The organism is Nonomuraea sp. NPDC049684 (assembly GCF_044465345.1).
In the GTDB taxonomy this organism is placed as follows: domain Bacteria; phylum Actinomycetota; class Actinomycetes; order Streptosporangiales; family Streptosporangiaceae; genus Nonomuraea.
Window position 1 is genome coordinate 891041 of record NZ_JBITLO010000002.1, and the last position, 21546, is coordinate 912586.

Consider the following 21546-nt stretch of genomic DNA (forward strand, 5'->3'; position numbering starts at 1 on the left):
CGTCGCCGGGCAGATCGCCGGCAGCGGCCAGCTCAACGAGCCGGCCGGCGTGCACGAGGTGGGCCGGCCGCGCCGGCGCAAGGAGGACGCCAGGCTGCTGACGGGGCGTACGCGCTGGACGGACAACCTCTCCAGGCCCGGCACGCTGCACGTGATGTTCCTGCGCAGCCCGATGGCCCACGCCCGGATCACCCGGGTGGACGTGTCGGCGGCCCGCGGCCTGCCCGGCGTGGTGGCCGCGTTCAGCGGCCAGGACTTCGCCGCCGAGCAGGGCAGCCTGCCGTGCGCGTGGCCGGTGACCGACGACGTCGTCATCCCCGACCACCCGCCGATGGCCACCTCCGAGGTCCGGTACGTCGGCGAGGCCGTGGCCTGCGTGGTCGCGACCGACCGGTACCGGGCGGCCGACGCGCTGGAGGCCATCGAGGTCGACTACGAGCCGCTGCCCGCGGTGCTCGACATGACCGAGGCGTTGTCGCCGGACAGCCCGAAGGTGCACGAGGCGGGCAACCAGGCGTTCTCCATGAAGATCACCTCGGGTGACATCGACGCGGCGTTCGAGGGCGCCGCCGTCGTCGTCGACCGGACGTACGTGCAGCAGCGGCTCATCCCGACGGCCATGGAGCCGCGGGCGGTGCTGGTGGACACCGACGGCGACTCGTTCACGATGTGGACCTCCACCCAGATCCCGCACATCCTGCGCGTCATGCTCGCGGTGGTGACCGGCATCCCCGAGCACGACCTGCGGGTGATCGCCCCCGACGTGGGCGGCGGGTTCGGCTCGAAGTTGCAGGTCACCGCCGAGGAGGTGCTCTGCCTGCTGATGGCGCGCCGGCTGGGCCGGCCGGTCAAGTGGACGGAGTCCCGCTCCGAGGGCAACCTGACCGTGCACCACGGCCGCGACCAGCTCCAGCACATCCGCCTCGCGGCCGACGCCGACGGGCGCATCCGGGGGCTCCAGGTCGACCTGCTGGCCGACATGGGCGCGTACCTGATGCTGGTGACGCCGGGGGTGCCGCTGCTCGGGGCGTCCATGTTCAACGCGATCTACAAGATGGACGCCTACGAGTTCGGCTGCCGGGGCGTGTTCACCACCAAGATGCCGACGGACGCCTACCGGGGCGCGGGCCGTCCCGAGGCGACGTTCGGCATCGAGCGGACGATGGACGAGCTCGCCGCCGAGCTGGGCCTGGACCCGCTGGAGGTGCGCCGGCGCAACTGGATCAGGCACGAGGAGTTCCCGTACACGACGATCTCGGGGCTGACCTACGACTCGGGCAACTACGAGGCGGCCACGGAGAAGGCGCTGTCGCTGTTCGGCTACGACAAGCTGCGGGCCGAGCAGGCCGACCGGCGGGACCGGGGCGATCCGGTGCAGCTCGGCATCGGGGTCAGCACGTACACGGAGATGTGCGGGCTGGCGCCGTCGAGGCTGCTCGGGGCGGCCAGGTTCGGGGCGGGCGGCTGGGAGCACGGCTCGGTGCGCATGCTGCCGACCGGCAAGGTCGAAGTCATCACCGGCACGTCCCCGCACGGCCAGGGGCACGTGACGGCGTGGAGCCAGATCGTGGCCGACGCGCTGGGCGTGCCGTTCGAGGACGTGCGGGTGCTGCACGGCGACACGGCCGTCGCGCACAAGGGCATGGACACCTACGGCTCGCGCTCGCTGGTCGTGGGCGGCATCGCCGTGCTGCAGGCGTGCGAGAAGGTCAGGGAGAAGGCCAGGAAGCTGGCCGCCCACCTGCTGGAGTGCTCCCCCGACGACCTGGAGTTCGACGGCGGCGTGTTCAAGGTGCGCGGCACCGGGTCGGGCCGCACGATCCAGGAGCTGGCCTACGCCGCCTTCCAGGCGCACGACCTGCCCGACGGCGTGGAGGCGCGGCTGGACTCCGAGGCCACCTTCGACCCGGACAACTACTCCTTCCCGCACGGCACGCACCTGTGCGCGATGGAGGTGGACACCGAGACGGGCATGACCCGGATCCGCTCGTACGTGGCCGTGGACGACGTCGGCAAGGTGGTCAACCCGCTGATCGTCGAGGGCCAGGTGCACGGCGGCATCGCGCAGGGCGTGGCGCAGGCGCTGTTCGAGGAGGCCGTCTACGACCCGGAGGGCAACCTGCTGACCGCGACCATGGCCGACTACCTGCTGCCGTCGGCGGCCGACCTGCCGTCGTTCACGACGGACCGCACCGAGACCCCCGCGACCGGCAACCCGCTGGGCGTCAAGGGCGTCGGCGAGGCGGGCACGATCGCCTCCACCCCGGCGGTGGTGAACGCGATCGTGGACGCGCTGCGGCCCTACGGCGTCGGCGACATCCGGATGCCGTGCACGCCCGAGCGTGTCTGGCGAGCGCTGGAAGGAGCGCGGCGATGATCCCCGCACCGTTCGACTACGTGCGTCCCGACTCGCTCTCGGCGGCCTGCGCGGAGCTCGCCGCCGACGAGGACGCCAAGGCGCTGGCCGGCGGGCAGTCGTTGCTGCCGTTGTTGCGGTTGCGGCTGGCGTATCCGTCCAAGCTGGTGGACATCGGGCGGCTGCCCGGCCTGAACGGCGTGCACGACCGGGGCGACCACGTCTTCATCGGCGCGCTGGCCACGCACGACGAGGTCATGCGGTCGCCGGTGGTGAACGCCGGCGCCCCGCTGGTGGCGCTGGCCACGGCCAGGGTGGCCGACCCGGCGATCAGGCACCGGGGCACGTTCGGCGGCTCGCTGGCGCACGCCGACCCGGCGGGTGACCTGCCTGCCGTGGTGCTGGCGCTGGACGGCGTGATCGTGGCCGCGTCGGCGCAGGGCGAACGGGAGATCCCGGCCGCCGAGTTCTTCGTCGACTACCTGGAGACGTCTCTGCGCGCCGGGGAGATCCTGGTCGGGGTGAAGCTGCCGAAGCTGGGCGAGGGCTGGGGCTTCCACTACGAGAAGTTCCACCGGACCGCGCAGTCGTGGGCGATCGTCGGCGTGGCGGCCGCGGTCAGGCGTGCCAACGGCTCGATCGCCGAGGCCAGGGTCGCGCTGACGAACATGGGCCCGACCCCGGTGCGCGCCCGCGCGACCGAGACGGCGTTGCGCGGCGTCGAGCTCGGCGACCGGGTGCGGCAGGCGTGCGAGGAGGCGGCGGAGGGCACCTCGCCGCCCGCCGACCTGCACGCCCAGCCCGACTACCGCCGCCACCTGGCCCGGGTGCTGACCCATCGGGCAGTGCGCACGGCCGCCGGGACCCCCTGAGTGAGGCGGGGGCGCCTCTTCCGGGCGCCCCCGCCTCGACGTAGTGTCGCAACCAACCTCGGAAGGAGCGGATCGATGGCGATGCGGTTCGAGCACGAGTTCACTGTCCCGGTTCCGGTCGAGCAGGCGTGGGCGGTGCTGCTCGACGTCGAACGGGTCGCGCCGTGCCTGCCCGGGGCGACGCTCGACATCTTCGAGGGCGACGAGTTCACCGGCCGGATGAAGGTCAAGGTCGGCCCGATCACCGTCACCTACCGGGGCTCGGCCAGGTTCGAGGACGTGGACAAAGACGCCCACACGCTCGCCATCCAGGCGTCGGGCAAGGAGGCCAGGGGCTCCGGCACGGCCTCGGCCACGGTCAGGGCGCGCATGACACCGGCCGAGGGCGGCACGTCGGTGGCCGTCGAGACGACGTTCAACGTGACCGGACGGCCGGCGCAGTTCGGGCGCGGGGTCATGGCCGAGGTCGGGGCCAAGCTGATCGACAGGTTCGCCGGCAACCTCGCCCAGCTCCTCTCCGAGCCGATGGTGGAGCCGGTCGCCCCCCAGGCGCAGGAGCAGCCCACGGAGCAGGAGCAGGCCCCGGAGCAGGAGCAGGCCCAGGAGCAGGAGCGGCACCTGAGCGCGGTGGCCGTCCCCGAGCCGGACGTGCGGCCCGCGGGGACGCTGCGCACCTCGCGCACGCCCGACGAGGAGGCGCTCGACCTGATGGAGATCGCCGGGCAGCCGCTGCTCAAGCGACTCGCGCCGATCGCGGGCGGCCTTCTGGCGCTGACGATCCTCATCTGGGTGGTTCGTCGCCTTATGCGCTGATTTTCAGCAAAAACAGCATAAAGTCCGGTCACTTCCCACAATCAGCGGGAAGTGCCATTCCCGCAGGTCATTTCTGGGGGGACATGGGCATGCCGGACTGCAGCGTCGTCGTGATCTCGTACAACGACGCGGCCCGCCTGCCCAGGGCCGTGCGCTCGGTGTTGCGGCAGACGTTGCGCGACCTCGAAGTGATCATCTCCGACGACGCCAGCACGGACGGCACCCCCGAGGTGGCCGCGCGGCTCATGGCCGAGGACCCGCGGGTGCGCTACCTGCGCAGGGAGCGCAACAGCGGCGGCTGCGGAGCCCCGCGCAACGACGGCATCGACGCGGCCAGGGCGCCGTACGCCATGTTCCTCGACAGCGACGACGAGCTGCCCAGGCACGCGTGCAAGAGCCTGCTCACCGAGATCGAGCGCACCGGCGCCGACTTCGTGTCGGGCCAGATCTCCCGGCTGTTCGAGCGGGACGGACGGCTGCGCCCGTACTATCCGTCGCTGTTCGCCCGGCGGCGGGTGGTCGAGGGCATCCGCGCCGAGCCCGAGCTCTTCCTCGACTCCTTCAGCACCAACAAGCTCTACAACGTCGCCTGGCTGCGCGACAACGTGCTGCGCTTCCCCGAGGACATCCACTACGAGGACCACGTCTTCGCCACCGAGCTGTACGCGCTGGCCCGCCGGTTCGCGATCGTGCCGTGGGTGGTCTACCACTGGCACCGGGCGAGCTCGAACGAGTCCATCTCCCTGAGCATCGACGAGATGGACAACGTGCGGCAGCGGGTGATCGCGGCCCGGCTGAGCGACGACATCCTGCGCGGCTACGGCGCGCACGACCTGGTGCCGCACCGGCAGTACCGGTTCCTGCGGCAGGACCTGCGGGTCTACCTCAATCCGCTGCCGGCGCGCGACCTGGTGTGGGTCAAGGAGTTCGCCTCGGTCGTGCGGCCGTACCTGGAGGAGATCCCCGGGGCGGTGTTCGACCGGATCGAGCCGATGGACCGGGTCTGCTGCCGGCTCATCCTGGACGACCGGATCGAGGACCTGCGCGTGGCGGCCGGGTCGCTGACCGGCCCCCGGGCCGCGCCGCGGGCGGCCGTGCAGGTGGACGGGCGCACGTACTGGGGCACCACGGCCGCGCCTGGCCTGGACATCACCGCGCTGCGCCTGGCCGAGCTGCCCTACACCGACTCCCGGCTGCGGCACGAGGTGACCGGCCTGGCCACGAACGGCGAGCGGGTGCGGATGACCGTGCGCACCTACGACCCGTTCGGCGTGCTGCCGGCCGAGTGGGACGCCTACCTGGAGGCGGGCCGGGAACGGGTGCCGATCCAGCCGGTACCCTCGGGCGAGGGCGGCTACGTCAGCGAAGTCGTCTTCGCGCCCTGCGGCAGGAGCGACCCGCGCATCGGCTTCCGGCGCCGCTCCGACGGCCACGTCACCACCGACCGGCTGATCGTGGACCCCAACCTGGAGCCGATCGAGCTGCCCGGCTGCACGGTGAAGGCCGAGGGCTACGCCGCCTACCTGTGCGTGCGCACGCATTCGCGCACCCGCGCGGCGCTGCGGCGGGCGCGCCGGCTGCTGCTCAGGAAGCTCAACACGCCGGGCGTCAAGCTGCGCGCGTACAAGCTGCTGATCAGGGTGGTGCCGCGGCGCGACGACCTCGCCCTGTTCGAGTCGGACGTCGGCAAGGGCTACAACGGCAGCCCCCGGGCCATCTACGAGGAGGTGCGGCGGCGCGGCCTGCCGATCGAGGCGGTCTGGTCGGTCGCCAAGGGCCGCAAGAACTTCCCCGCCGACGTGCGGCTGGTCCGCCGGGGAAGCTGGCGCTACCTGTGGACGATGGCCCGCGCCGGGATCTGGGTGGACAGCCACGGCTTCCCGCTGGACTACCCCAAGCCGCCCGGCACCCGCTACCTGCAGACCTGGCACGGGCAGGGCATCAAGTCGATCGGCTTCGACGCCCCCGACCTGCGCGGCGACTTCGACCGGCCGCGCGAGCAGTGGCGGGCCGCCGTCGCCCGGTGGGACGCGCTGGTCTCGCCGAGCGCCGAGTTCTCCCGGGTGTTCCTGCCCTCCAACGGCTACGACGGCAAGGTCTACCGGTGCGGCACCCCGCGCTGCGACGCGCTGGTGCGGGCCGAGGCGGCCGGCGACGTGCGGGCCCGGCTGGAGATCCCGCCGGGACGCAAGGTCCTGCTCTACGCGCCCACCTACCGCGACCGGGACAAAATGAGCGGCCGCTCGGTACGCGCCGACCTGGACCTCATGGCCGAGGAGCTGGCCGGCGAGTGGGTGGTGGTGCTGCGCACGCATCCGGTCGAGAAGTACGACCCGCCCGAGCGGCTCAGGCACTTCGTCCGGCCGGCCGCGTCCTATCCGGAGATCAACGACCTGATGCTGGCCTCCGACGCGCTGCTGACCGACTACTCCTCCGTGATGTGCGACTACGCGGTGACCGGCCGGCCGATGGTGTTCCTCATCGACGACTGGGACGACTACCGGCTCTCCGAGCGCGGCGTCTACCACGATCTGCCCGCCATCGCCCCTGGGCCGTGCGTGACGACCACGGCGGAGCTGGTGGACGTGCTGCGGAACCTGCCCGAGGTGCACGCCGCCTTCGCCGCCAAGTACGCCGCCTTCCGCGCCCTGTGGTGCGCCGACGAGCACGGGGACGCCTCCGCCCGCATCGTGGACGACTTCTTCGAGGGGCGCGCGCGATGACCGTCGTCTTCGCCTGCCTGGACGCCGACACGCTCGGCGGCGTCCAGCAGGTCACCCACACCCTGGCCCAGGGCCTGGCGGAACGCGGCCACGAGGTGCACGTCGTCGGCCTGCACCGCGCCGCCGCGCCCTTCCGCTACGTGGACCGGCCGCTCTACCGGCAGCACGTCGTGGGCGGCCCGCTCGGCGAGCAGGGCCCGCTGGCCAGACGCCTGGCCGACCGCAGGGTGAAGGAGCTGCTGCGCGGCGTCCGCCCCGGGTACGCGGTGCTGACGTCGCCGTCGGTGGTGGCCAGGCTGTCGGGGCTGCTGCCCGCCGGGTTCCGCTCGATCGGCCAGTACCACGGCTCCTACGGCCACGCCCGCGACTGCTGGCACCTGGCCTCGATCAAGAAGCACTACCCCGGCCTCGATCAGGCGCTCTTCCTCAGCGACGACGACGCCTGGGCCTTCTCCGAGCACGCCCTGCTGCCCAACGCCTGGACGCTGCCCAACCCGCTGGGCTCCTGGCCGCGGGAGACGTCGGCGCTGGACGTGCCGCGGGTGCTGGGCGTGGGGCGGCTGGAGGGCGTCAAGCGGTTCGACCGGCTGATCAGCGCGTTCGCCCGCGCCGAGCCGCCGCCGTCCTGGGAGCTGCACCTGATCGGCGACGGCGCCGAACGCGAGCGGCTGCGGGCGCACGCGGCCCGGGAGGGCGTCGCGGACCGGGTGGTCTTCCGCGGCCTGGTGCCCGCTCACCGGATGCGGGAGGAGTACCTGAACGCCTCGCTGGTGGCGTTGACCAGCGAGCACGAGGGCCTGCCGGTGGTGCTGCTGGAGGCGTGCGCCCACGGGGTGCCGTCGGTGGCCTTCGACGTGTCGGGCGGCGTGCGCTCGGCGGGCCCGGTACGGGTGCCGCCGGGGGACGTGGACGCGTTCGCCGCCGAGCTGAGCGCGCTGATGGGGTCGGCGCCGGAGCGGCGGCGGCTGGGGGCCGCCGCCCGCGCACGGGCCGAGGCGTTCCGCCTCGACCACGTGCTGGACCGCTGGGAGCGGCTGTTCGCGCACATCCGGCGCTAGACGGTCACCTCGGGACGCTGCTGCGGGATGCCGGCCAGCGACTTCTGCGTGGAGGTGAGCAGCGCGCCGACCGGGCTCGGCTCGCGCAGCCGGTTGAAGCGGTCGCGCATGGCCTTGCGCGAGCGGCTGGCCTTGCGCTTCTGCATGGTCTTCTGGCAGGCCGTCACGTGCTCCTTGGCCGGCCTGGGCGCGCCGGTCAGCTCGTAGCCGTTGGCCTGGAGCCGCTCGCCGAGCACGTGCTCGCAGAGCGCGATCTCCCAGTCGTCCAGGCGGTTGGCCCAGCTCCCGACCCGGCTGCGGGTGACCTCGCGGTGGGTGTTGCTGTGCCACACCTTGTGCTGCGGGACGGCCTGGACGGCGGCCTCGCGCGGGGAGATCATCGACGGCGCGAAGTCCTCCTCCAGGAAGTGGCAGAGCTTCTTCATCTCGGTCATCGGGTCGTCGGTGAGGTCTTCGTAGCGCAGCTCGTAGTAGGTGTCGTCGGGCAGCGTGCGCCGCAGCCGCTCGCCGGCGTCGATGGCCTCGGCCCAGGTGGAGATCGCGTGGAAGGAGTCCAGCGTGTACCAGGGCATCTCCTTCAGCGAGGCCACGCAGTCGCGGCCGTCCCTGACCAGGTGGATGAACTGGGCGTCGGGGAAGAGGCGCAGCAGCAGGTCGGTCTGCTTGACGTAGCTGGGCCTCTTGTCGCCCCAGCGGGCCTTGTCGAAGCGGTCGGCGTACATGCGGAAGGCGGTGCCGATGACCGAGCCGAGCGAGCCCGGCCCCTCCACGGCCTGCCGGATGAACTCGTCCTTGTCGATCTTGAGCTCGCGGAACTTCGTGCTGCGGTCGGTCGCGATCCACTGCGCCAGTGCCTTGCGCCGCTGGGGGACCCGCAGGTCGCCCCATGTGCGGCGCCGGTAATAAGCGGGAACGAGGAAGCGCGTCTCCGGCGGCACCGCCATGCGCGGGTGCGAGTGGAGCATGAGCTGGAGCATCGTGGTACCGGACCGCGGGCATCCAATGACGAAGACTGGCCGGTCGGACATTTCGTACTAACCCCCGAAAACTTAGACGAGAACGTGCTCTCGGCTCTCCTGGGAGGGCACGCTGTGCCTGCGCGTGAAGAGCCACATCCGGTAGACAAGGAAGATCTCGTTGGCCAGGAGCAGGACGCCGGCGGCCATGGCGAGCGGGATCAGCGCCCACGCCCCCGCGAGCGGCGCCACCACGAAGACCGCGGCGTGGAACTCGATGCCGCTGATCAGGTGCGAACGCACCCGGTGCCTGGCCAGGAACCTGTTGAGGCGCCTGAAGAAGGAAGGCAGCCGCCGCCTGCGGCCGCCGGGGCGCGGACCGCGGTCCGCGAGCAGGTGCAGGTCGAGGTCCGCGGGCGCACAATCCAGCGGGACGGTGTCCTCGCCGGGCAGCTCCGGCTCGCCCCGCTCCTCCCTGACCGCCTCGCGCACCCGCTTCATCTGCGGGGCGTTGACGTACCTGAACAGGTCGAGCACGGCCACCGCCGCGCCGAGCACCACGTAGCGGACATCGTCCGTCAGGACGTACTGCCCGTACGCCAGCCCCCCGGCGCACAGGACGACCCTGACCCGGTCCCCCACGTAGTCCAGCCAGAGGCCGAAGGGCGTCCCCGTGCCCTTGAGCCGGGCTATCTTGCCGTCCACGCAGTCGATGGTGAAGCTCAGGTAGAACATCAGGGCGCCGGCGAAGAGCTGGTCCAGCGCGAAGCAGGCCGCTGACACCATGCCGAGGACCAGCGAGAACACCGTGAGCCCGTTGGGCGTGATCCGGGTGCGGTTGGCGACGGGAAGGGCGACCCGGCAGGCGACCGGATCCACGAAATACACGGTCCACCAGGAGTCTCTCCGCTTGCGTGTCTCGTAGACGTCATCCAGCGAATAGGTCCTCATGGATCCCAGCATGGCTACGGACCGCCGTCTGACGATTACTGTCTGGAACTACTGGGGGATGTCCATGCCGCTTCTTGACCAACCCTGCAGGGAAAACCGCCACGCACCGTGCGCGTCCGCGTCCCGGAACGAGCCCTTGAGCACGAGCCCGCGGGTCTCGGCCTTGACCAGGAGCCGCCAGGTCGGGCCGCCGCCTTCGAGCGTCCTGGGGTCGATGTCGGCCACCACGCCGTACCGGCCGGTGCGCCGGACCTCCAGGGGCACCCGGCGGCGGCCGTCGCTCAGCCACACGTTGACCTTGCCCACCTTGCGCTCGACCCGGTGGATGGCCACCTCGCCGCGCAGGCGGTAGGCGGCGCCCGTCCAGGAGCAGTCGTCCACCCTGGCGATCAGCTTGAGCTCGTCGCGGGCGTCGTAGACGTCGTCGGGGATGCCGAGCCGCCGTCGCCGGCGGAAGTAGGGGTAGTCGCCGTACCAGTTGACGGTACGGAAGCCGCGGGGGCGCACCCGGGTGCCGTCCACGCGGCTGCGGCGGAAGTCGCGGACCGCGCGCAGCTCGTCGATCATGCCGCGCCTGACCAGGTGCAGCTCCAGGCGGCGCAGCGAGGGCGCGCCGGCCAGCGCGCGCGGGCTCAGCTCGTCCAGCCAGGCGTCGGCCAGCCCCAGCAGCGGCACCAGGTCCTCGCCCGCCTCCCGCGCCGACTCCAGCGCCTGGAACAGGAAGACGATGTCCTTCTCCAGCACCAGGGCGTCGAACTCGGGCAGCAGTTCCGGCGCGCCGTCGTCCAGGAAGGCGCGCACCGCGCGGATGGCGGACAGCCGCTCGTGCAGGTTGGGCAGCTGCGAGCGGCGCTGCGTGATCGAGGTCTGCCCCTCGTCGCGCCGTCGCCAGTGGTAGACGACGTCGTCCACCATGTCCACGCTGGTGGCCAGGACGTGGGCCTGCATGGCGACCGGCACGTCCTCGTAGATGCCGGCGGGGAAGCGCAGGCCGTGCCGCCGCCAGAAGTCGGCGCGGTAGACCTTGTTCCACACCGTACGGTCCCTGACCAGCACCTTCTTGTCGGTGATGTGGGTGCAAAGCACGGGCCGCCGGAAGACGCGCTCGTGCAGGATCGACTCCTCCAGCACGCCGTCCACCATGCGCCTGACCGCGCCGCACGCCAGGTCGGAGCCGGTCTCCCCGAGCTTGGCGATCAGCACCTCGTACGCGTGCGGCGGCACGACGTCGTCGCTGTCGGCGAAGGCCAGGTAGGTGCCCCTGGCCCGCCTGACGCCCTCGTTGCGGGCCGGCCCCGGCCCCAGGTTCTGCTGCTCGACCAGTGTGAAGCGGGGATCTCGGGCCACGAAGTCGTCGGCCAGCCGCCGGCTGCCGTCGGTCGAGCCGTCGTCGACCATGACGACCTCGAAGTCCTCCATGGTCTGGGCGGCCAGCGACTTCAGGCACTCCGTCAGGTACGGCTCCACGTTGTGGACCGGTACGACGACACTGAGCAGGGGGATCATGACGCTCCTTGGCTTTCGTGGAAGGCGGTCGAGGGCAGCATGCCGTGGCCGCCTCGCCTGTTCCGCGTTCGATGCCCGTCCCTGATGAGCTCTTTACCCGGCATCGAATCCGCTACGTTGTGCAATGAGTCGAGCACGAATGGTAGGGGGAACGGTGCTGAGACGCGTCCGGGATGATGATCTGCCCGTTATGCGCCGCTGGCGCAACCATCCGAAAGTGCGCGCCGCCAGCTTCACCGGCCACGAGATCTCCGCGGACGAGCACGCCCGCTGGTGGTCGGCCGTCCGCGCCGACCCGGCCAGGCGGGTGCTGATCTACGAGCACGACGGGACCGGCGCGGGGGTCGTGACGTACTCGGGGCTCGGCGGCGAGCGCGCCGGCTGGGGCTTCTACCTCGACCTCGACGGCCTCGACCGGTCCGGGGCGCTGCTGCGGGCGTGGGCGGGCCTGGAGCGGGCCGCCATCGACCACGCGTTCGGCCCGCTCGGCCTGACGATCCTGCGCGGCGAGGTGCTGGCCGACAACGAGCCGGTGCGGCGGCTGCACCGGCGGTTCGGGTTCATCGAGGTCGCGACCTACCGGCGGCCGGTCGACGGGGTGCCGCGCGAGGTCGTCGCCGTGGAGCTCTACAAGGAGGAACAGGGATGATGTCCATCGGAGGGCGGGCGATCGGGGCCGACCGGCCGCCGTTCGTGATCGCCGAGATGTCCGGCAACCACAACGGCAGCCTGGAGCGGGCCCTCGCCATCGTCGACGCGGCGGCGGCCGGCGGGGCGCACGCGCTGAAGCTGCAGACCTACCGGCCCGACACGATCACCGTCGACGCCGACGGCCCCGCCTTCCGGGTGGGCGACGGCCACGAGCTGTGGGGCGGCGAGAACCTCTACCGGCTGTTCGAACGCGCCCACACCCCCTGGGAGTGGCACGAGCCGATCTTCGAGCGGGCCCGCGAGCACGGCCTCCTGGCCTTCTCCGCGCCCTTCGACCCCACGGCCGTGGAGCTGCTGGAGAAGCTGGACACGCCGGCGTACAAGATCGCGTCGTCGGAGATCGTCGACCTGCCGCTGATCAGGCTGGCCGCCTCCACCGGCAAGCCGCTGGTCATCTCCACCGGCATGGCCACGGCGGGCGAGATCGAGGCGGCGGTGACCGCGGCCCGCGAGGCGGGCTGCACGCAGCTCGCCGTGCTGTCCTGCACCGCCTCCTACCCCGCCTCCCCCGCCGAGAGCAACCTGCGCTCGTTGCCGCTGCTGGCCGCGCTCACCGGGGCCGAGGTGGGCGTCTCCGACCACACCCCGGGCATCGGGGCCGCGCTGGCGGCGGTCGCGCTGGGCGCGTGCCTGATCGAGAAGCACGTGACGTTGTCGCGGGCCGACGGCGGCGTCGACGCGGCCTTCTCGCTGGAGCCGCCCGAGCTGGCGGCGCTGGTGGAGGAGAGCGAGCGTGCGTGGCAGTCGCTGGGCCGGCCGGTGCTCGGGCCGCGCGAGTCCGAGCGCGAGGGCCTGCGCTTTCGCCGCTCGCTCTACGTGGTGCGCGACGTACGCGCGGGCGAGGCGGTGACCAGGGAGAACGTACGGTCGATCCGCCCCGCCGGCGGCCTGCCCCCCGACGCCATCGACGAGGTGACCGGCCGCCGCTTCACCCGCGACGCGCCCCTCGGCACGCCGCTGACCTGGGACCTCATCTGATCCACAGGTCGAGGAAGGCGTCGGCGACGCGCTCCCTGCCCTTGCCGTCGACCAGCCCGCCGCCCCGCCTGCCGTGCTCCTCCCGCAGCGCGGGGTCGGCGAGCAGCCGGGCGAGCACGCCGACGGCCTCGGCGTCGGCCGCCCGGCCCAGCCCGGCGGCCACCCCCCGGCCCACCAGCGCCCGGTAGCCGGCGAGCTGGTTGTCGGCCACCCAGCTCAGCGCCGTGGGTACGCCGAGGTGCAGCAGCTCCCAGATGGCCGACCCCGCGGCGGTGATCACGAGGTCGGCGGCCGCCATCAGCTCGGGGAGGCGGTCGGTGGGCGGGATGACGGTGATGCCCTCGGCCGCCTCGAACGGCTCCGGGCTGACCAGCGTCGCCTGGAACGGCACGCCCGTGCAGGCCAGCGCCTCCGCCCATGCCGGAGCCACGCCCGCGCTGTCGGTGCCGCCGAAGAAGCACAGCACCCGCGGCACCGGCCCCGGCTGCCGCACCCTGCGCCGCCCCCGGACGCTGTCGCGCAGCAGCGCGTACCGGGTGCCCGCCAGGCGCCAGGAGTCGCGCGGCAGCGGGAAGGGCCGGTCCTCGGCGCCGAGGTTCTGGTCGAGGTAGAGGTCGGCCTCCTGGCCCAGCGGGTCGCCGTCGACGATCGCCAGCACGGGGAAGCCCACCGCCCGCAGCGCCCCGCCGGTGCCCTCGGGCAGCTCGTACGAGTCCAGCACCACGGCGTCGAGCCGCAGCTCGCACGCCAGCGCGGCGAGCCGGTCGGGCCGCTCCGGGGCGGCCACCAGCGGCAGGCCACGGCTCCTGAGCTGGTCCATGGCCCATTCCGAACCGGAGACCGCGCCGAGGAAGACCACCTCGACGCCCCGCCCGCGCAGCTCCTCGGCCAGCGCCACGCACCGCACCAGATGCCCGGCCCCGCTCCCCGCCGCGGCGTCGCAGCGCACGCCCACCCGCCCGCTCATGCGTCCTGCAGCTCCTTCTGGCGCACGTGGGCGTTGAGCGCGCAGACTTCGGGCCTGGCCCGCAGCCAGCTCACCAGCGTGCGCACCGGGACGCAGGCGTCGCCCAGCTCCTCGACCACGCGGGTGATGAGCCGCCAGTCGTCCTCGGTGTCGAGGGTGACCCGCAGGTCGTCGGCCGCGGGCTGGTGGGCGAGGCCGAGCAGCCGCGACTCGCCCGGGTGCGCGTAGACGTAGGAGGTCACGTGGGTGCGGTGGAAACCGGTGGCCTCGGCGTCGGCGCGCTCCAGGGCGGCCCGGCCGACGATCTCCACGTCGAGCCCGCGCGGCAGCGTCCTGGCCAGGCTCGTGCTGAGGTAGTCGAGCCCCGGGACCGCGCGGAAGACCAGCGCCGCCTCCCTGATCACGACGGGGTCGAGCAGCGGGCAGTCGGCCGTGAAGCGCATCACCGCCCCCGCCTTCGCCCCGGCCTCCCGCACGGCCTCCCGCCCGGCCAGCGCCTCCATGAACCGGGTGAGCACGTCGTCGACGGGCCCGCGATGGCAGGCCACGCCGAGCCGGTCGCACTCGGCCGACACCGCGTCGTCGGCGGCCTGCGTCGTCGTGGCCACCACGAGGTCGTCGAGCGCCCGCGACTCGCGCGCGGCGCGCACGACCCAGCCCAGGACGGAACGCCTCCCGAGGTCGCGCAGCACCTTCCCCGGCAGCCGGGTGGAGCCCATCCGAGCTTGGATGATTCCGACAATACGCATCAAAACCACAATCCCCCGTGTGACCATACGTGGTTGACCGGTCGCGCTATGCTACCGGCCAGCTCTAACGACCACAGTTCGTCAGCGCGATTTTCAGGGGGCCGCGTGAGCATTCTCAGTGGATCGTCCATTCTGATCACCGGAGGCACGGGGTCGTTCGGGAAGGCGTTCATCCGCCACGCGCTCGACTCGCTCGGGGTGCGCCGCCTGGTGGTCTTCTCCCGCGACGAGCTGAAGCAGTACGAGCTCAAGCAGCTCTTCGGCGACGACGACCGGCTGCGCTGGTTCATCGGCGACGTCCGCGACCGCGACCGCCTCACCCGCGCCATGCACGGCGTCGACCACGTCGTCCACGCCGCCGCGCTCAAGCAGGTCGACACGGCCGAGTACAACCCGTTCGAATACGTCCGCACCAACGTCGCCGGGTCCCAGAACGTGGTCGAGGCGGCCATCGACTGCGGCGTGCGCAAGGTCGTCGCCCTGTCCACCGACAAGGCGTCCAGCCCGATCAACCTCTACGGCGCCACCAAGCTGGTCGCCGACAAGCTGTTCGTCTCGGCCAACCACTACGCCGCCGCCCACGAGACCCGCTTCGCCGTCGTCCGCTACGGCAACGTCGTGGGCAGCAGGGGGTCGGTGGTGCCGTTCTTCCTGCGGCTGGCCGAGCAGGGCGGCAGCCTGCCGATCACCGACAAGCGCATGACCCGGTTCTGGATCACCCTCGACCAGGCCGTGCGGTTCGTCGTCGACTCCTTCGACCTCATGCAGGGCGGCGAGCTCTACGTGCCGCGCATCCCCAGCATGCGCATCACCGACCTGGCCGAGGCGCTGGCCCCCGGCAGCCCCGTCTACGAGATCGGCATCAGGCCGGGCGAGAAGCTGCACGAGGAGATGATCGGCCCCGACGACGGCCGCCGCACCCTCCGCCTGGCCGACCGCTACGTCGTCCAGCCCACGATCGCGACCTGGGGCTACCAGGCGCCGCAGACCGGCGAGCTGCTGCCCGAGGGCTTCTCCTACCGTTCCGACACCAACGACCGCTGGCTGTCCGTGCGCGACCTGCGCGACATGGTGGCCGGCTGATGCTGCCCTACGGACGGCAGTCCATCATCGAGTCCGACATCGAGGCGGTGGCACAGGTGCTGCGCGGCGACTGGCTGACCACGGGCCCCGCGGTCCGGCTGTTCGAGGACGAGCTGGCCCGCTGGACCGGCGGCGTGCCCTGCGTGTCGGTCACGTCCGGCACGGCCGCGCTGCACGTCGCCTACGTGGCGGCCGGCGTCGGCCAGGGCGACGAGGTGATCACCTCGCCGCTCACGTTCGTCGCCACGGCGGCCACGGCCGTGCTGCGCGGGGCGCGGGTGGCCTTCGCCGACGTCCAGCCCGACACCGGCAACATCGACCCCGACTCGGTCGCCGCGCTGGTCTCCCACCGCACGAAGGCCGTCACCGGCGTCGACTACGCGGGCCATCCCGCCGACTACGACGAGCTGCGCACGGTCGCCGAGCGGGCCGGCGCGGTGCTGGTGGCCGACGCCGCCCACTCGATCGGCGCGTCGTACAAGGACCGGCCGGTGGGGTCGGTGGCCGACCTGACGACGTTCTCGTTCTTCCCGACCAAGACCGTCACGACCGCCGAGGGCGGCGCGGTGGCGGTGGCCGACCCCGGCCGTCTGGAGCGGGCCGCCCGCTTCCGCAACCACGGCCTGGTCCGCGACCCGGCCGAGCAGCGCGACCCCGGCCACGGCGGCTGGCACCAGGAGGTGCACGAGTTCGGCCTCAACTACCGGCTGCCCGACGTGCTCTGCGCGCTGGGCGTCAGCCAGCTGCGCCGCCTCGAACGGTTCCGCGCCCGCCGCGCCGAGCTGGTCGCCCGCTACGACACGCTGCTGCGCGACGTGCCCGGCCTCACGCTGCCCGGCCGGCGGCCCTACGTCACGCCGAGCTGGCACCTCTACCCGGTCCGGGTGCGCGACGGCCGCCGCCGGGAGGTCTACGACCGCATGCGGGCCGCGGGCATCGGCGTGCAGGTCAACTACATCCCGGCGTACTGGCACCCGGTGTTCGAGGACCTCGGCTACCGGCGTGGGCTGTGCCCGCGCGCGGAGGCGTACTACGCCGAGGAGCTGTCGCTGCCGCTGTTCGCCGACCTGACCGACGGCGAGCAGGACCTCGTCGTCGAGACCCTCACCGCGATCCTCGCCCGATGAGCCCCACCCCGATCAGCCCCACCCCGATGAGCCCGGCCGTCAGCGTTCGGCCAGCAGCAGGCAGCCGTCCTCGCTGCGGTCGATGAGGAAGCGCCGGTCGTCCACGGTGGCGACCTGGCGCTCGGCCCGCCGTACCAGCGGGCGGATGGGCCGGCCCTGGTCGATGACCACCTCCCACCACGACTCGCGGCCGACGCTCTCGTCGATGCCGGCCAGCGGCACCCGCGCCGAGAAGTCCTGGCCGGCCAGCGCGACGGGGAAGTACATCTCCTCGCCGTCGCTCTTGCGGCGCAGCCGCACCACCGGCTCGCCGTCGCCGAGGTCGTTGATCCGGCCCGAGAACACCAGGTCGCCGTCGTCCACGCGGCACTCGCCGATGAGCGCCTGGGCGTTGCGCAGCCGCAGCCCCCACCCGCCCTTGGAACCGCGCGCCGGCACCAGCCACACGCCTGACCTGCGGCGCGGCGCGGGCACCTGCGGCGGCAGCCAGCGCGGCCCGGCCACCCTGGCGTCGAGCCTCAGCCCGTGGCCCCTGAGCTGCACGCGCAGGTCCCAGTGGCCGCGCCGGGCGAGCTGGGCCGGCGTGAACACCGCGGGATCGACCGCGAAGGCGAACGGGAAGGCGTGCTCGGGCGCCTCGACGCCCTCCTCCAGCTCGACGGTCTCCCAGACGGGGGCGCTGTCCTCGTCCGACAGGCGGATGATCTCGCCGGTCGCACGCTCGGCCAGCCAGGCGCGCATGCGCACCCGGCGCAGCGCGCCGGCGTCGAAGCGGCCCAGCGCGGCCCGGCCCGCGCCGGTCAGCACGCCGTCGCGCCACTCCAGCGACACCAGGCGGGCGGTCAGGGCCAGCTCCTCGGAGACCTCCGACAGGTGCGCCGGGATCGCCGGGTGGCGGCCGTACCAGCGCCTGCGCAGCAGGCCCGCCGGTCTGATGCGGGGTTGCAGCCGGCCCTCGCGGGCCTGCTCGTGCACCCCGGCCAGCTCCTGCAGCCGCCGCCGGTGCAGCAGGTGCACCTGGATCCGGTGCTCGAACGGGACGCTCAGCCAGGACTCGCGGGACACGCCGTCGAGGTAGCCGGCCATCAGGTCGAGCAGCTCGGGCCGCATCCCCGTCGTTGCGGCCGCCTCCACCGCCACCGTCATGTCGATGTCGAGCGTGTCGCGGTCGAAGTCGGGCTTGAGCCCCGGCGCGTCGCGGGCCAGCAGGTCGGCGGTCTGCAGCACCGACAACATCCGGTCGCGCAGGTTGCCCGGCTCCAGGCGGCGCTGGGTGATCGAGGAGCCGGGCTCGTCGCGCTGCCGCCAGTGGTAGACGACCTTGGACAGCACGTCCACCGAGCGGGCGCCCACGTGGGCGGCCATGGCGACGGGCTGGTCCTCGTACATGCGCTCGGGGAAGCTCAGGCCCAGCCGGTCCCAGAAGGACCGGCGGTAGACCTTGTTCCACAACATGCGGTCGCGGATCAGCAGCGGGTGGCGGGTGATGTGGGTACGCCTCATCGGCGTCGCGAACGCCTCCCGATGGGCCCAGGAGGGGATGAGCAGGTTGCGGTAGAGCCGCATGACGTTCCCGCAGGCCAGGTCGGAGCCGGTGGACTCCAGCGAGGACACCAGCCGCTTGAACGCCTCCCGCGGCACGGTGTCGTCGCCGTCGACGAAGGCCAGGTAGCGGCCGGTGGCCTGGGTCAGGCCGACGTTGCGGGCCCGTCCGACGCCCTGGTTGGGCTGCCTGATGAGACGGATCCGGGGATCGGCCGCCTGCCTGGACTCGACCTCGGCGCAGCCGTCGTCGCGGCTGCCGTCGTCGACGCAGATGACCTCCAGGTCGGACATCGTCTGGCCGGAGATGGAGTCCAGGCAGGGGCCGATGTACTTCTCGACGTTGTGGAACGGGACGATCACCGAAAGAACCGGCACATGCACTCCTCAGCGTTGTCGTCGGCTCGTCAGCCGGACAGCAGTCGGAAGACCCGGCGGGCGACCTTGCGCGGGCGGGCCAGACGGCGGGAGAGGCGGTACCCGAGCGTGCGCCGGTAGGCGGCGGTCTTGCGCTGGGTCCTTCTCAGCTTGGACCTGGCCCTCACCAGCTCGCGCTCGCGGTAGGAGAGCTTGGTCTCCAGCCGGGAGATCCTGGCCAGGGCGGCGGTGAGCTGGTCGGCCAGACGGTCGCGGGCGCCGAGCAGGTCACGGTAGGTGGGCGGGTCGGCGTGCTCGGCCGGGTGGCCCAGCTCGGCGTCGAACTTGCGGGCCAGGTCGAGGTCGCCCTGGTCGCAGGGGCGTCCGGCCATGCCGCAGAGGGTCAGCGTGAGCTGGTCGGCCTCCAGCGGCCACGGCCACGGGTGGTGGTGACCCGCCGCCAGCAGCCGTACGGCGAACCGCCACAGCACCCTGCACAGCACCACGCGCGGCTCCGGCGGCACGGCCGGCGCGGCGGTCTGGACGATGGCGGTGAACCGCTCGCCGTCGTGGACCAGGCCGTCGGCGGTCACGCAGGGGCCGCCGTCGGCCTCCAGCCAGTCGGCCAGCGCCGACAGCAGCTCGCGCACGGCCCTGGTGTCCTCGCGGGCGCACGCCTCGACCAGGATCTCCTCGACCACCCGCCCGGCCGGGACCGGACGCTCGGGGCCGTCGGGCAGCCGCCGCATGCCGCCCCTGGTCAGCTCGTGGACGACGGCCCCCTCCTCGATCAGGCCGAGCGGCAGCTCGACCGCGCCCTCCGCCCCTTCCGCGGCCTCCGCGGCCTCTGCGCCTTTCGTGCCTCCAGCGCCTTCCGGCACGTGCGGGGGCGACGGCGGGCGGGTGGCGACGGCGAGCCACAGCGGGGCCAGCTCCTCCCCCAGCCGGTGGCGGAACACCAGCCGGGTGAGCCGCAGCGGGTCGGCCACCAGCATGCGGTCGCCGCCCTTGGCGCTCAGCGGGAACGTGATCGCCTCCGGCAGGTCGAAGGCGAGCGCCTCGCGCGCCAGCAACGCCCGTGGGGCCTGCCGCCCCGGATAGGCCGCGTAGCAGCGCTCGACGCTCAGCCCCGCCCCCTCCAGGGCGCCGTCGAGCGCGCCCGGCCCGCTCGGGTGGCTCGGGTCGAACCCGTGCGGGGCCCACTGGTCGTCGCCGCCCTCCCGGTCGGCGGGCCTGGCCTCGATGAACCGGTCGACGCCCAGGTCGTTGCGCACGCCCAGCACCAGCCGCCCGCCGGGCGCGACGAGGGCCGACAGCGCGTGCAGCGACTCGATCCAGGCCGCCGCCGGCGCCTCGGCCGAGTGCGTGCGCAGCAGCCCGTCGAGCGCCAGCACCAGCTCGTACGGCTCGTCCGCGTCGAACAGGTCCAGCCGCCCGCAGTGGACGGCGAGCCGCGGGTGCCGTTCGCCGAGGGCGCAGGCGTCGGGGTAGGACCGCAGCAGCACGGCCGTCTCGCCGGCCCGGTCCACCACGTCGTCGACCAGCACCTGCGGGTGCGGCCCGACCAGCAGCACCCGGCCGCTCGCCGGGATCATGCGGCCGACCAGCTCCAGGGCCGCGCCGCGCCAGTCGGTGACCCCGGCCACGTTGGACAGGTCCGACCACAGCAGCATCTCGCCGCCGATCAGGCGCACGTTCGCGGGCGCCTCGCTCACGCGCTCGCTCATGACGTCACCCCGTGGAGCGTGCCCTGCCGCCCGGCGGCGGTCGCCCTCGCCCAGGGCGCGGGACGTCCGGCTCCCGCCGCGCCTCCCCCTGCCGTCGCTCCCCCGGGCACTCGCTTCCATCCGAACATTCGCCGTAGCTCCTCCGGTGTCGCCTGATATTCGAATCCCAGCTCCTGCCGCGCCACCTCGGCGGCCAGCTCGGGATCGACGTGCATGCCGTGCAGCTCGGGCCAGAGCCGCATGCGGCGCGCCGTGCCGCCGTACTCGGGGCGCTCGTCCTCGTACTGCATCGGGTCTCCGTAGACGGCGACCTCGCAGCCGACGGAGGCGCCGTAGAACAGCGCGCTGCCGAGCCGGTTGGAGGCCACCCTGCGATGGCGCCGCAACTGGACCAGCTGCCGGCGCAGGAAGTCGCGCCCCTTGCTCTCCCACCGGGAACCGCGCTCGCCGTGACAGATGACCTTGAATCCCCTCGATTCATACGCCCGCCGAATGTCCGGATTCGCATATTCCAGCCAGTAAAGACAGACAGTTACCGGTTCGGTCTCGACATTTCGGATTTCGTCGGCGAGGAGGGCATGATCCCCGGTCACGGATGACTTCTCCCAGCCATGAAAGGGATACCAGATCGTGCCCTTGCGTTCGGAGACCACGCCGAGCTCAGGCTCCAGGTGAAGCAGGTAGATCCAGGGCGCGCCGATGAGGTAGTGGCCGCGTCTGCCCATCGACCAGCCTCGACGACGAAGCACGTCAGACCAGATGAAACGGGGATATCCGGGACTGCACCAATGGTCGTTGGGGGGAAATCCGTGGAGATAGTTCCATCCGTGTTGCAGGAAGCCCTGGATTCGCTTCGGCGTCTCGTCCGGCAGCTCGCAGTATCTGCCCAGAATGCGCGAGTGCCCGTACCAGTGATTGGATTCGTCCATCATTCCCCCTGTAGCGGTTGGCGCGCCCCTTGGGACATTCCCAGCCCCGAACGACGGCCACGCGCCGTTATACGCTTCCATTACTCACGTCGGGGGTTTGGTTTCTCCTGCCACCGCAATCCCCGCTACACTGCGTCGTGG

General features: G+C 72.5%; 17 protein-coding genes. 9 read left to right on the forward strand and 8 right to left on the reverse strand.

Going from position 1 to position 21546, the window contains the following annotated elements; all coding sequences use genetic code 11:
* Positions 1–13: 13 nt before the first annotated feature.
* The 5 genes from ACIBST_RS09890 to ACIBST_RS09910 all read left to right on the forward strand — a co-directional run bounded on the left by ACIBST_RS09890 (position 14) and on the right by ACIBST_RS09910 (position 7822).
* Positions 14–2377, forward strand: a complete 2364-nt coding sequence (locus ACIBST_RS09890) for a xanthine dehydrogenase family protein molybdopterin-binding subunit (RefSeq protein WP_397170731.1) — start codon at positions 14–16, stop codon at positions 2375–2377.
* The gene (locus ACIBST_RS09895; RefSeq protein WP_397170571.1) at positions 2374–3228 is read left to right on the forward strand and encodes an FAD binding domain-containing protein; all 855 of its coding nucleotides are present in this window, start codon (positions 2374–2376) and stop codon (positions 3226–3228) included. The genes ACIBST_RS09890 and ACIBST_RS09895 overlap by 4 nt, the downstream gene beginning before the upstream one ends.
* A gap of 75 nt (positions 3229–3303) precedes the next feature.
* A complete protein-coding gene (locus ACIBST_RS09900) occupies positions 3304–4041 on the forward strand; it encodes an SRPBCC family protein (RefSeq protein WP_397170573.1) in 738 nt (245 codons plus the stop codon).
* Positions 4042–4130: 89 nt separating this feature from the next.
* Complete coding sequence (locus ACIBST_RS09905) at positions 4131–6764, forward strand: CDP-glycerol glycerophosphotransferase family protein (RefSeq protein WP_397170574.1); 2634 nt, start codon at positions 4131–4133, stop codon at positions 6762–6764.
* Complete coding sequence (locus ACIBST_RS09910) at positions 6761–7822, forward strand: glycosyltransferase (protein ID WP_397170576.1); 1062 nt, start codon at positions 6761–6763, stop codon at positions 7820–7822. Before ACIBST_RS09905 ends, ACIBST_RS09910 begins: the two co-directional genes overlap by 4 nt.
* Here the strand turns inward: ACIBST_RS09910 and ACIBST_RS09915 are convergent.
* From ACIBST_RS09915 to ACIBST_RS09925, 3 genes are read right to left on the reverse strand one after another with little or no spacing between them, the layout of a single operon-like run.
* Positions 7819–8850, reverse strand: coding sequence for a sulfotransferase family protein (locus tag ACIBST_RS09915; RefSeq protein WP_397170578.1), 1032 nt, complete (start codon positions 8848–8850; stop codon positions 7819–7821). The genes ACIBST_RS09910 and ACIBST_RS09915 overlap by 4 nt on opposite strands.
* 21 nt (positions 8851–8871) lie before the next feature.
* Positions 8872–9729 carry a CDP-alcohol phosphatidyltransferase family protein gene (locus ACIBST_RS09920; RefSeq protein WP_397170580.1) on the reverse strand — a complete coding sequence of 286 codons (858 nt, stop codon included), beginning with the start codon at positions 9727–9729 and terminating at the stop codon, positions 8872–8874.
* A 48-nt stretch (positions 9730–9777) separates the two neighbouring features.
* A complete protein-coding gene (locus tag ACIBST_RS09925; protein WP_397170582.1) occupies positions 9778–11235 on the reverse strand; it encodes a glycosyltransferase family 2 protein in 1458 nt (485 codons plus the stop codon).
* Positions 11236–11374: 139 nt separating this feature from the next.
* Between ACIBST_RS09925 and ACIBST_RS09930 the strand changes: the two genes are divergently transcribed.
* Both ACIBST_RS09930 and pseI read left to right on the forward strand, forming a co-directional pair.
* On the forward strand, positions 11375–11884 hold the full coding sequence (locus ACIBST_RS09930; protein ID WP_397170583.1) for a GNAT family N-acetyltransferase: 510 nt from the start codon (positions 11375–11377) through the stop codon (positions 11882–11884).
* Positions 11881–12924: a pseudaminic acid synthase gene (gene pseI / locus ACIBST_RS09935; protein WP_397170585.1), complete on the forward strand. Its 1044-nt coding sequence runs from the start codon at positions 11881–11883 to the stop codon at positions 12922–12924. The genes ACIBST_RS09930 and pseI overlap by 4 nt, the downstream gene beginning before the upstream one ends.
* Here pseI and ACIBST_RS09940 read toward each other — a convergent pair.
* Together ACIBST_RS09940 and ACIBST_RS09945 are read right to left on the reverse strand one after the other, a co-directional pair.
* Positions 12917–13891 (reverse strand): PseG/SpsG family protein, encoded by a 975-nt coding sequence (locus ACIBST_RS09940; RefSeq protein WP_397170587.1) that lies wholly within the window; start codon positions 13889–13891, stop codon positions 12917–12919. The two genes, pseI and ACIBST_RS09940, sit on opposite strands and share 8 nt — an antisense overlap.
* Entirely contained in the window at positions 13888–14640 is a 753-nt protein-coding gene (locus ACIBST_RS09945; RefSeq protein WP_397170589.1) for a cytidylyltransferase domain-containing protein, read from the reverse strand. The genes ACIBST_RS09940 and ACIBST_RS09945 overlap by 4 nt, the downstream gene beginning before the upstream one ends.
* A 105-nt stretch (positions 14641–14745) precedes the next feature.
* Here ACIBST_RS09945 and pseB point away from each other — a divergent pair, with 105 nt between their 5' ends.
* Both pseB and ACIBST_RS09955 read left to right on the forward strand, forming a co-directional pair.
* Complete coding sequence (gene pseB, locus ACIBST_RS09950) at positions 14746–15723, forward strand: UDP-N-acetylglucosamine 4,6-dehydratase (inverting) (protein WP_397170590.1); 978 nt, start codon at positions 14746–14748, stop codon at positions 15721–15723.
* Positions 15723–16850: a DegT/DnrJ/EryC1/StrS family aminotransferase gene (locus ACIBST_RS09955; RefSeq protein ID WP_397170592.1), complete on the forward strand. Its 1128-nt coding sequence runs from the start codon at positions 15723–15725 to the stop codon at positions 16848–16850. The genes pseB and ACIBST_RS09955 overlap by 1 nt, the downstream gene beginning before the upstream one ends.
* A gap of 39 nt (positions 16851–16889) precedes the next feature.
* On the opposite strand, the gene ACIBST_RS09960 is transcribed toward ACIBST_RS09955, so the two are convergent.
* Genes ACIBST_RS09960 through ACIBST_RS09970 form a run of 3 tightly spaced genes read right to left on the reverse strand, consistent with a single transcriptional unit; the run spans position 16890 to position 21408 of the window.
* Complete coding sequence (locus ACIBST_RS09960) at positions 16890–18770, reverse strand: glycosyltransferase (RefSeq protein WP_397170593.1); 1881 nt, start codon at positions 18768–18770, stop codon at positions 16890–16892.
* 29 nt (positions 18771–18799) lie between these two features.
* Positions 18800–20476, reverse strand: a complete 1677-nt coding sequence (locus ACIBST_RS09965; RefSeq protein WP_397170595.1) for a hypothetical protein — start codon at positions 20474–20476, stop codon at positions 18800–18802.
* Positions 20473–21408, reverse strand: a complete 936-nt coding sequence (locus ACIBST_RS09970) for a hypothetical protein (protein ID WP_397170597.1) — start codon at positions 21406–21408, stop codon at positions 20473–20475. The genes ACIBST_RS09965 and ACIBST_RS09970 overlap by 4 nt, the downstream gene beginning before the upstream one ends.
* Between the last annotated feature and the right edge of the window lie 138 nt (positions 21409–21546).

Coding starts and splice junctions, on each gene's coding strand:
- ACIBST_RS09930 (WP_397170583.1), top strand. CDS start 11,375: ATGGTAGGGGGAACGGTGCTGAGACGCGTCCGGGATGATGATCTGCCC.
- ACIBST_RS09920 (WP_397170580.1), bottom strand. CDS start 9,729: ATGAGGACCTATTCGCTGGATGACGTCTACGAGACACGCAAGCGGAGA.
- ACIBST_RS09955 (WP_397170592.1), top strand. CDS start 15,723: ATGCTGCCCTACGGACGGCAGTCCATCATCGAGTCCGACATCGAGGCG.
- ACIBST_RS09965 (WP_397170595.1), bottom strand. CDS start 20,476: ATGAGCGAGCGCGTGAGCGAGGCGCCCGCGAACGTGCGCCTGATCGGC.
- ACIBST_RS09940 (WP_397170587.1), bottom strand. CDS start 13,891: ATGAGCGGGCGGGTGGGCGTGCGCTGCGACGCCGCGGCGGGGAGCGGG.
- ACIBST_RS09905 (WP_397170574.1), top strand. CDS start 4,131: ATGCCGGACTGCAGCGTCGTCGTGATCTCGTACAACGACGCGGCCCGC.
- ACIBST_RS09945 (WP_397170589.1), bottom strand. CDS start 14,640: ATGCGTATTGTCGGAATCATCCAAGCTCGGATGGGCTCCACCCGGCTG.
- ACIBST_RS09915 (WP_397170578.1), bottom strand. CDS start 8,850: ATGTCCGACCGGCCAGTCTTCGTCATTGGATGCCCGCGGTCCGGTACC.
- ACIBST_RS09895 (WP_397170571.1), top strand. CDS start 2,374: ATGATCCCCGCACCGTTCGACTACGTGCGTCCCGACTCGCTCTCGGCG.
- ACIBST_RS09970 (WP_397170597.1), bottom strand. CDS start 21,408: ATGATGGACGAATCCAATCACTGGTACGGGCACTCGCGCATTCTGGGC.
- pseI (WP_397170585.1), top strand. CDS start 11,881: ATGATGTCCATCGGAGGGCGGGCGATCGGGGCCGACCGGCCGCCGTTC.
- ACIBST_RS09925 (WP_397170582.1), bottom strand. CDS start 11,235: ATGATCCCCCTGCTCAGTGTCGTCGTACCGGTCCACAACGTGGAGCCG.
- ACIBST_RS09900 (WP_397170573.1), top strand. CDS start 3,304: ATGGCGATGCGGTTCGAGCACGAGTTCACTGTCCCGGTTCCGGTCGAG.
- ACIBST_RS09910 (WP_397170576.1), top strand. CDS start 6,761: ATGACCGTCGTCTTCGCCTGCCTGGACGCCGACACGCTCGGCGGCGTC.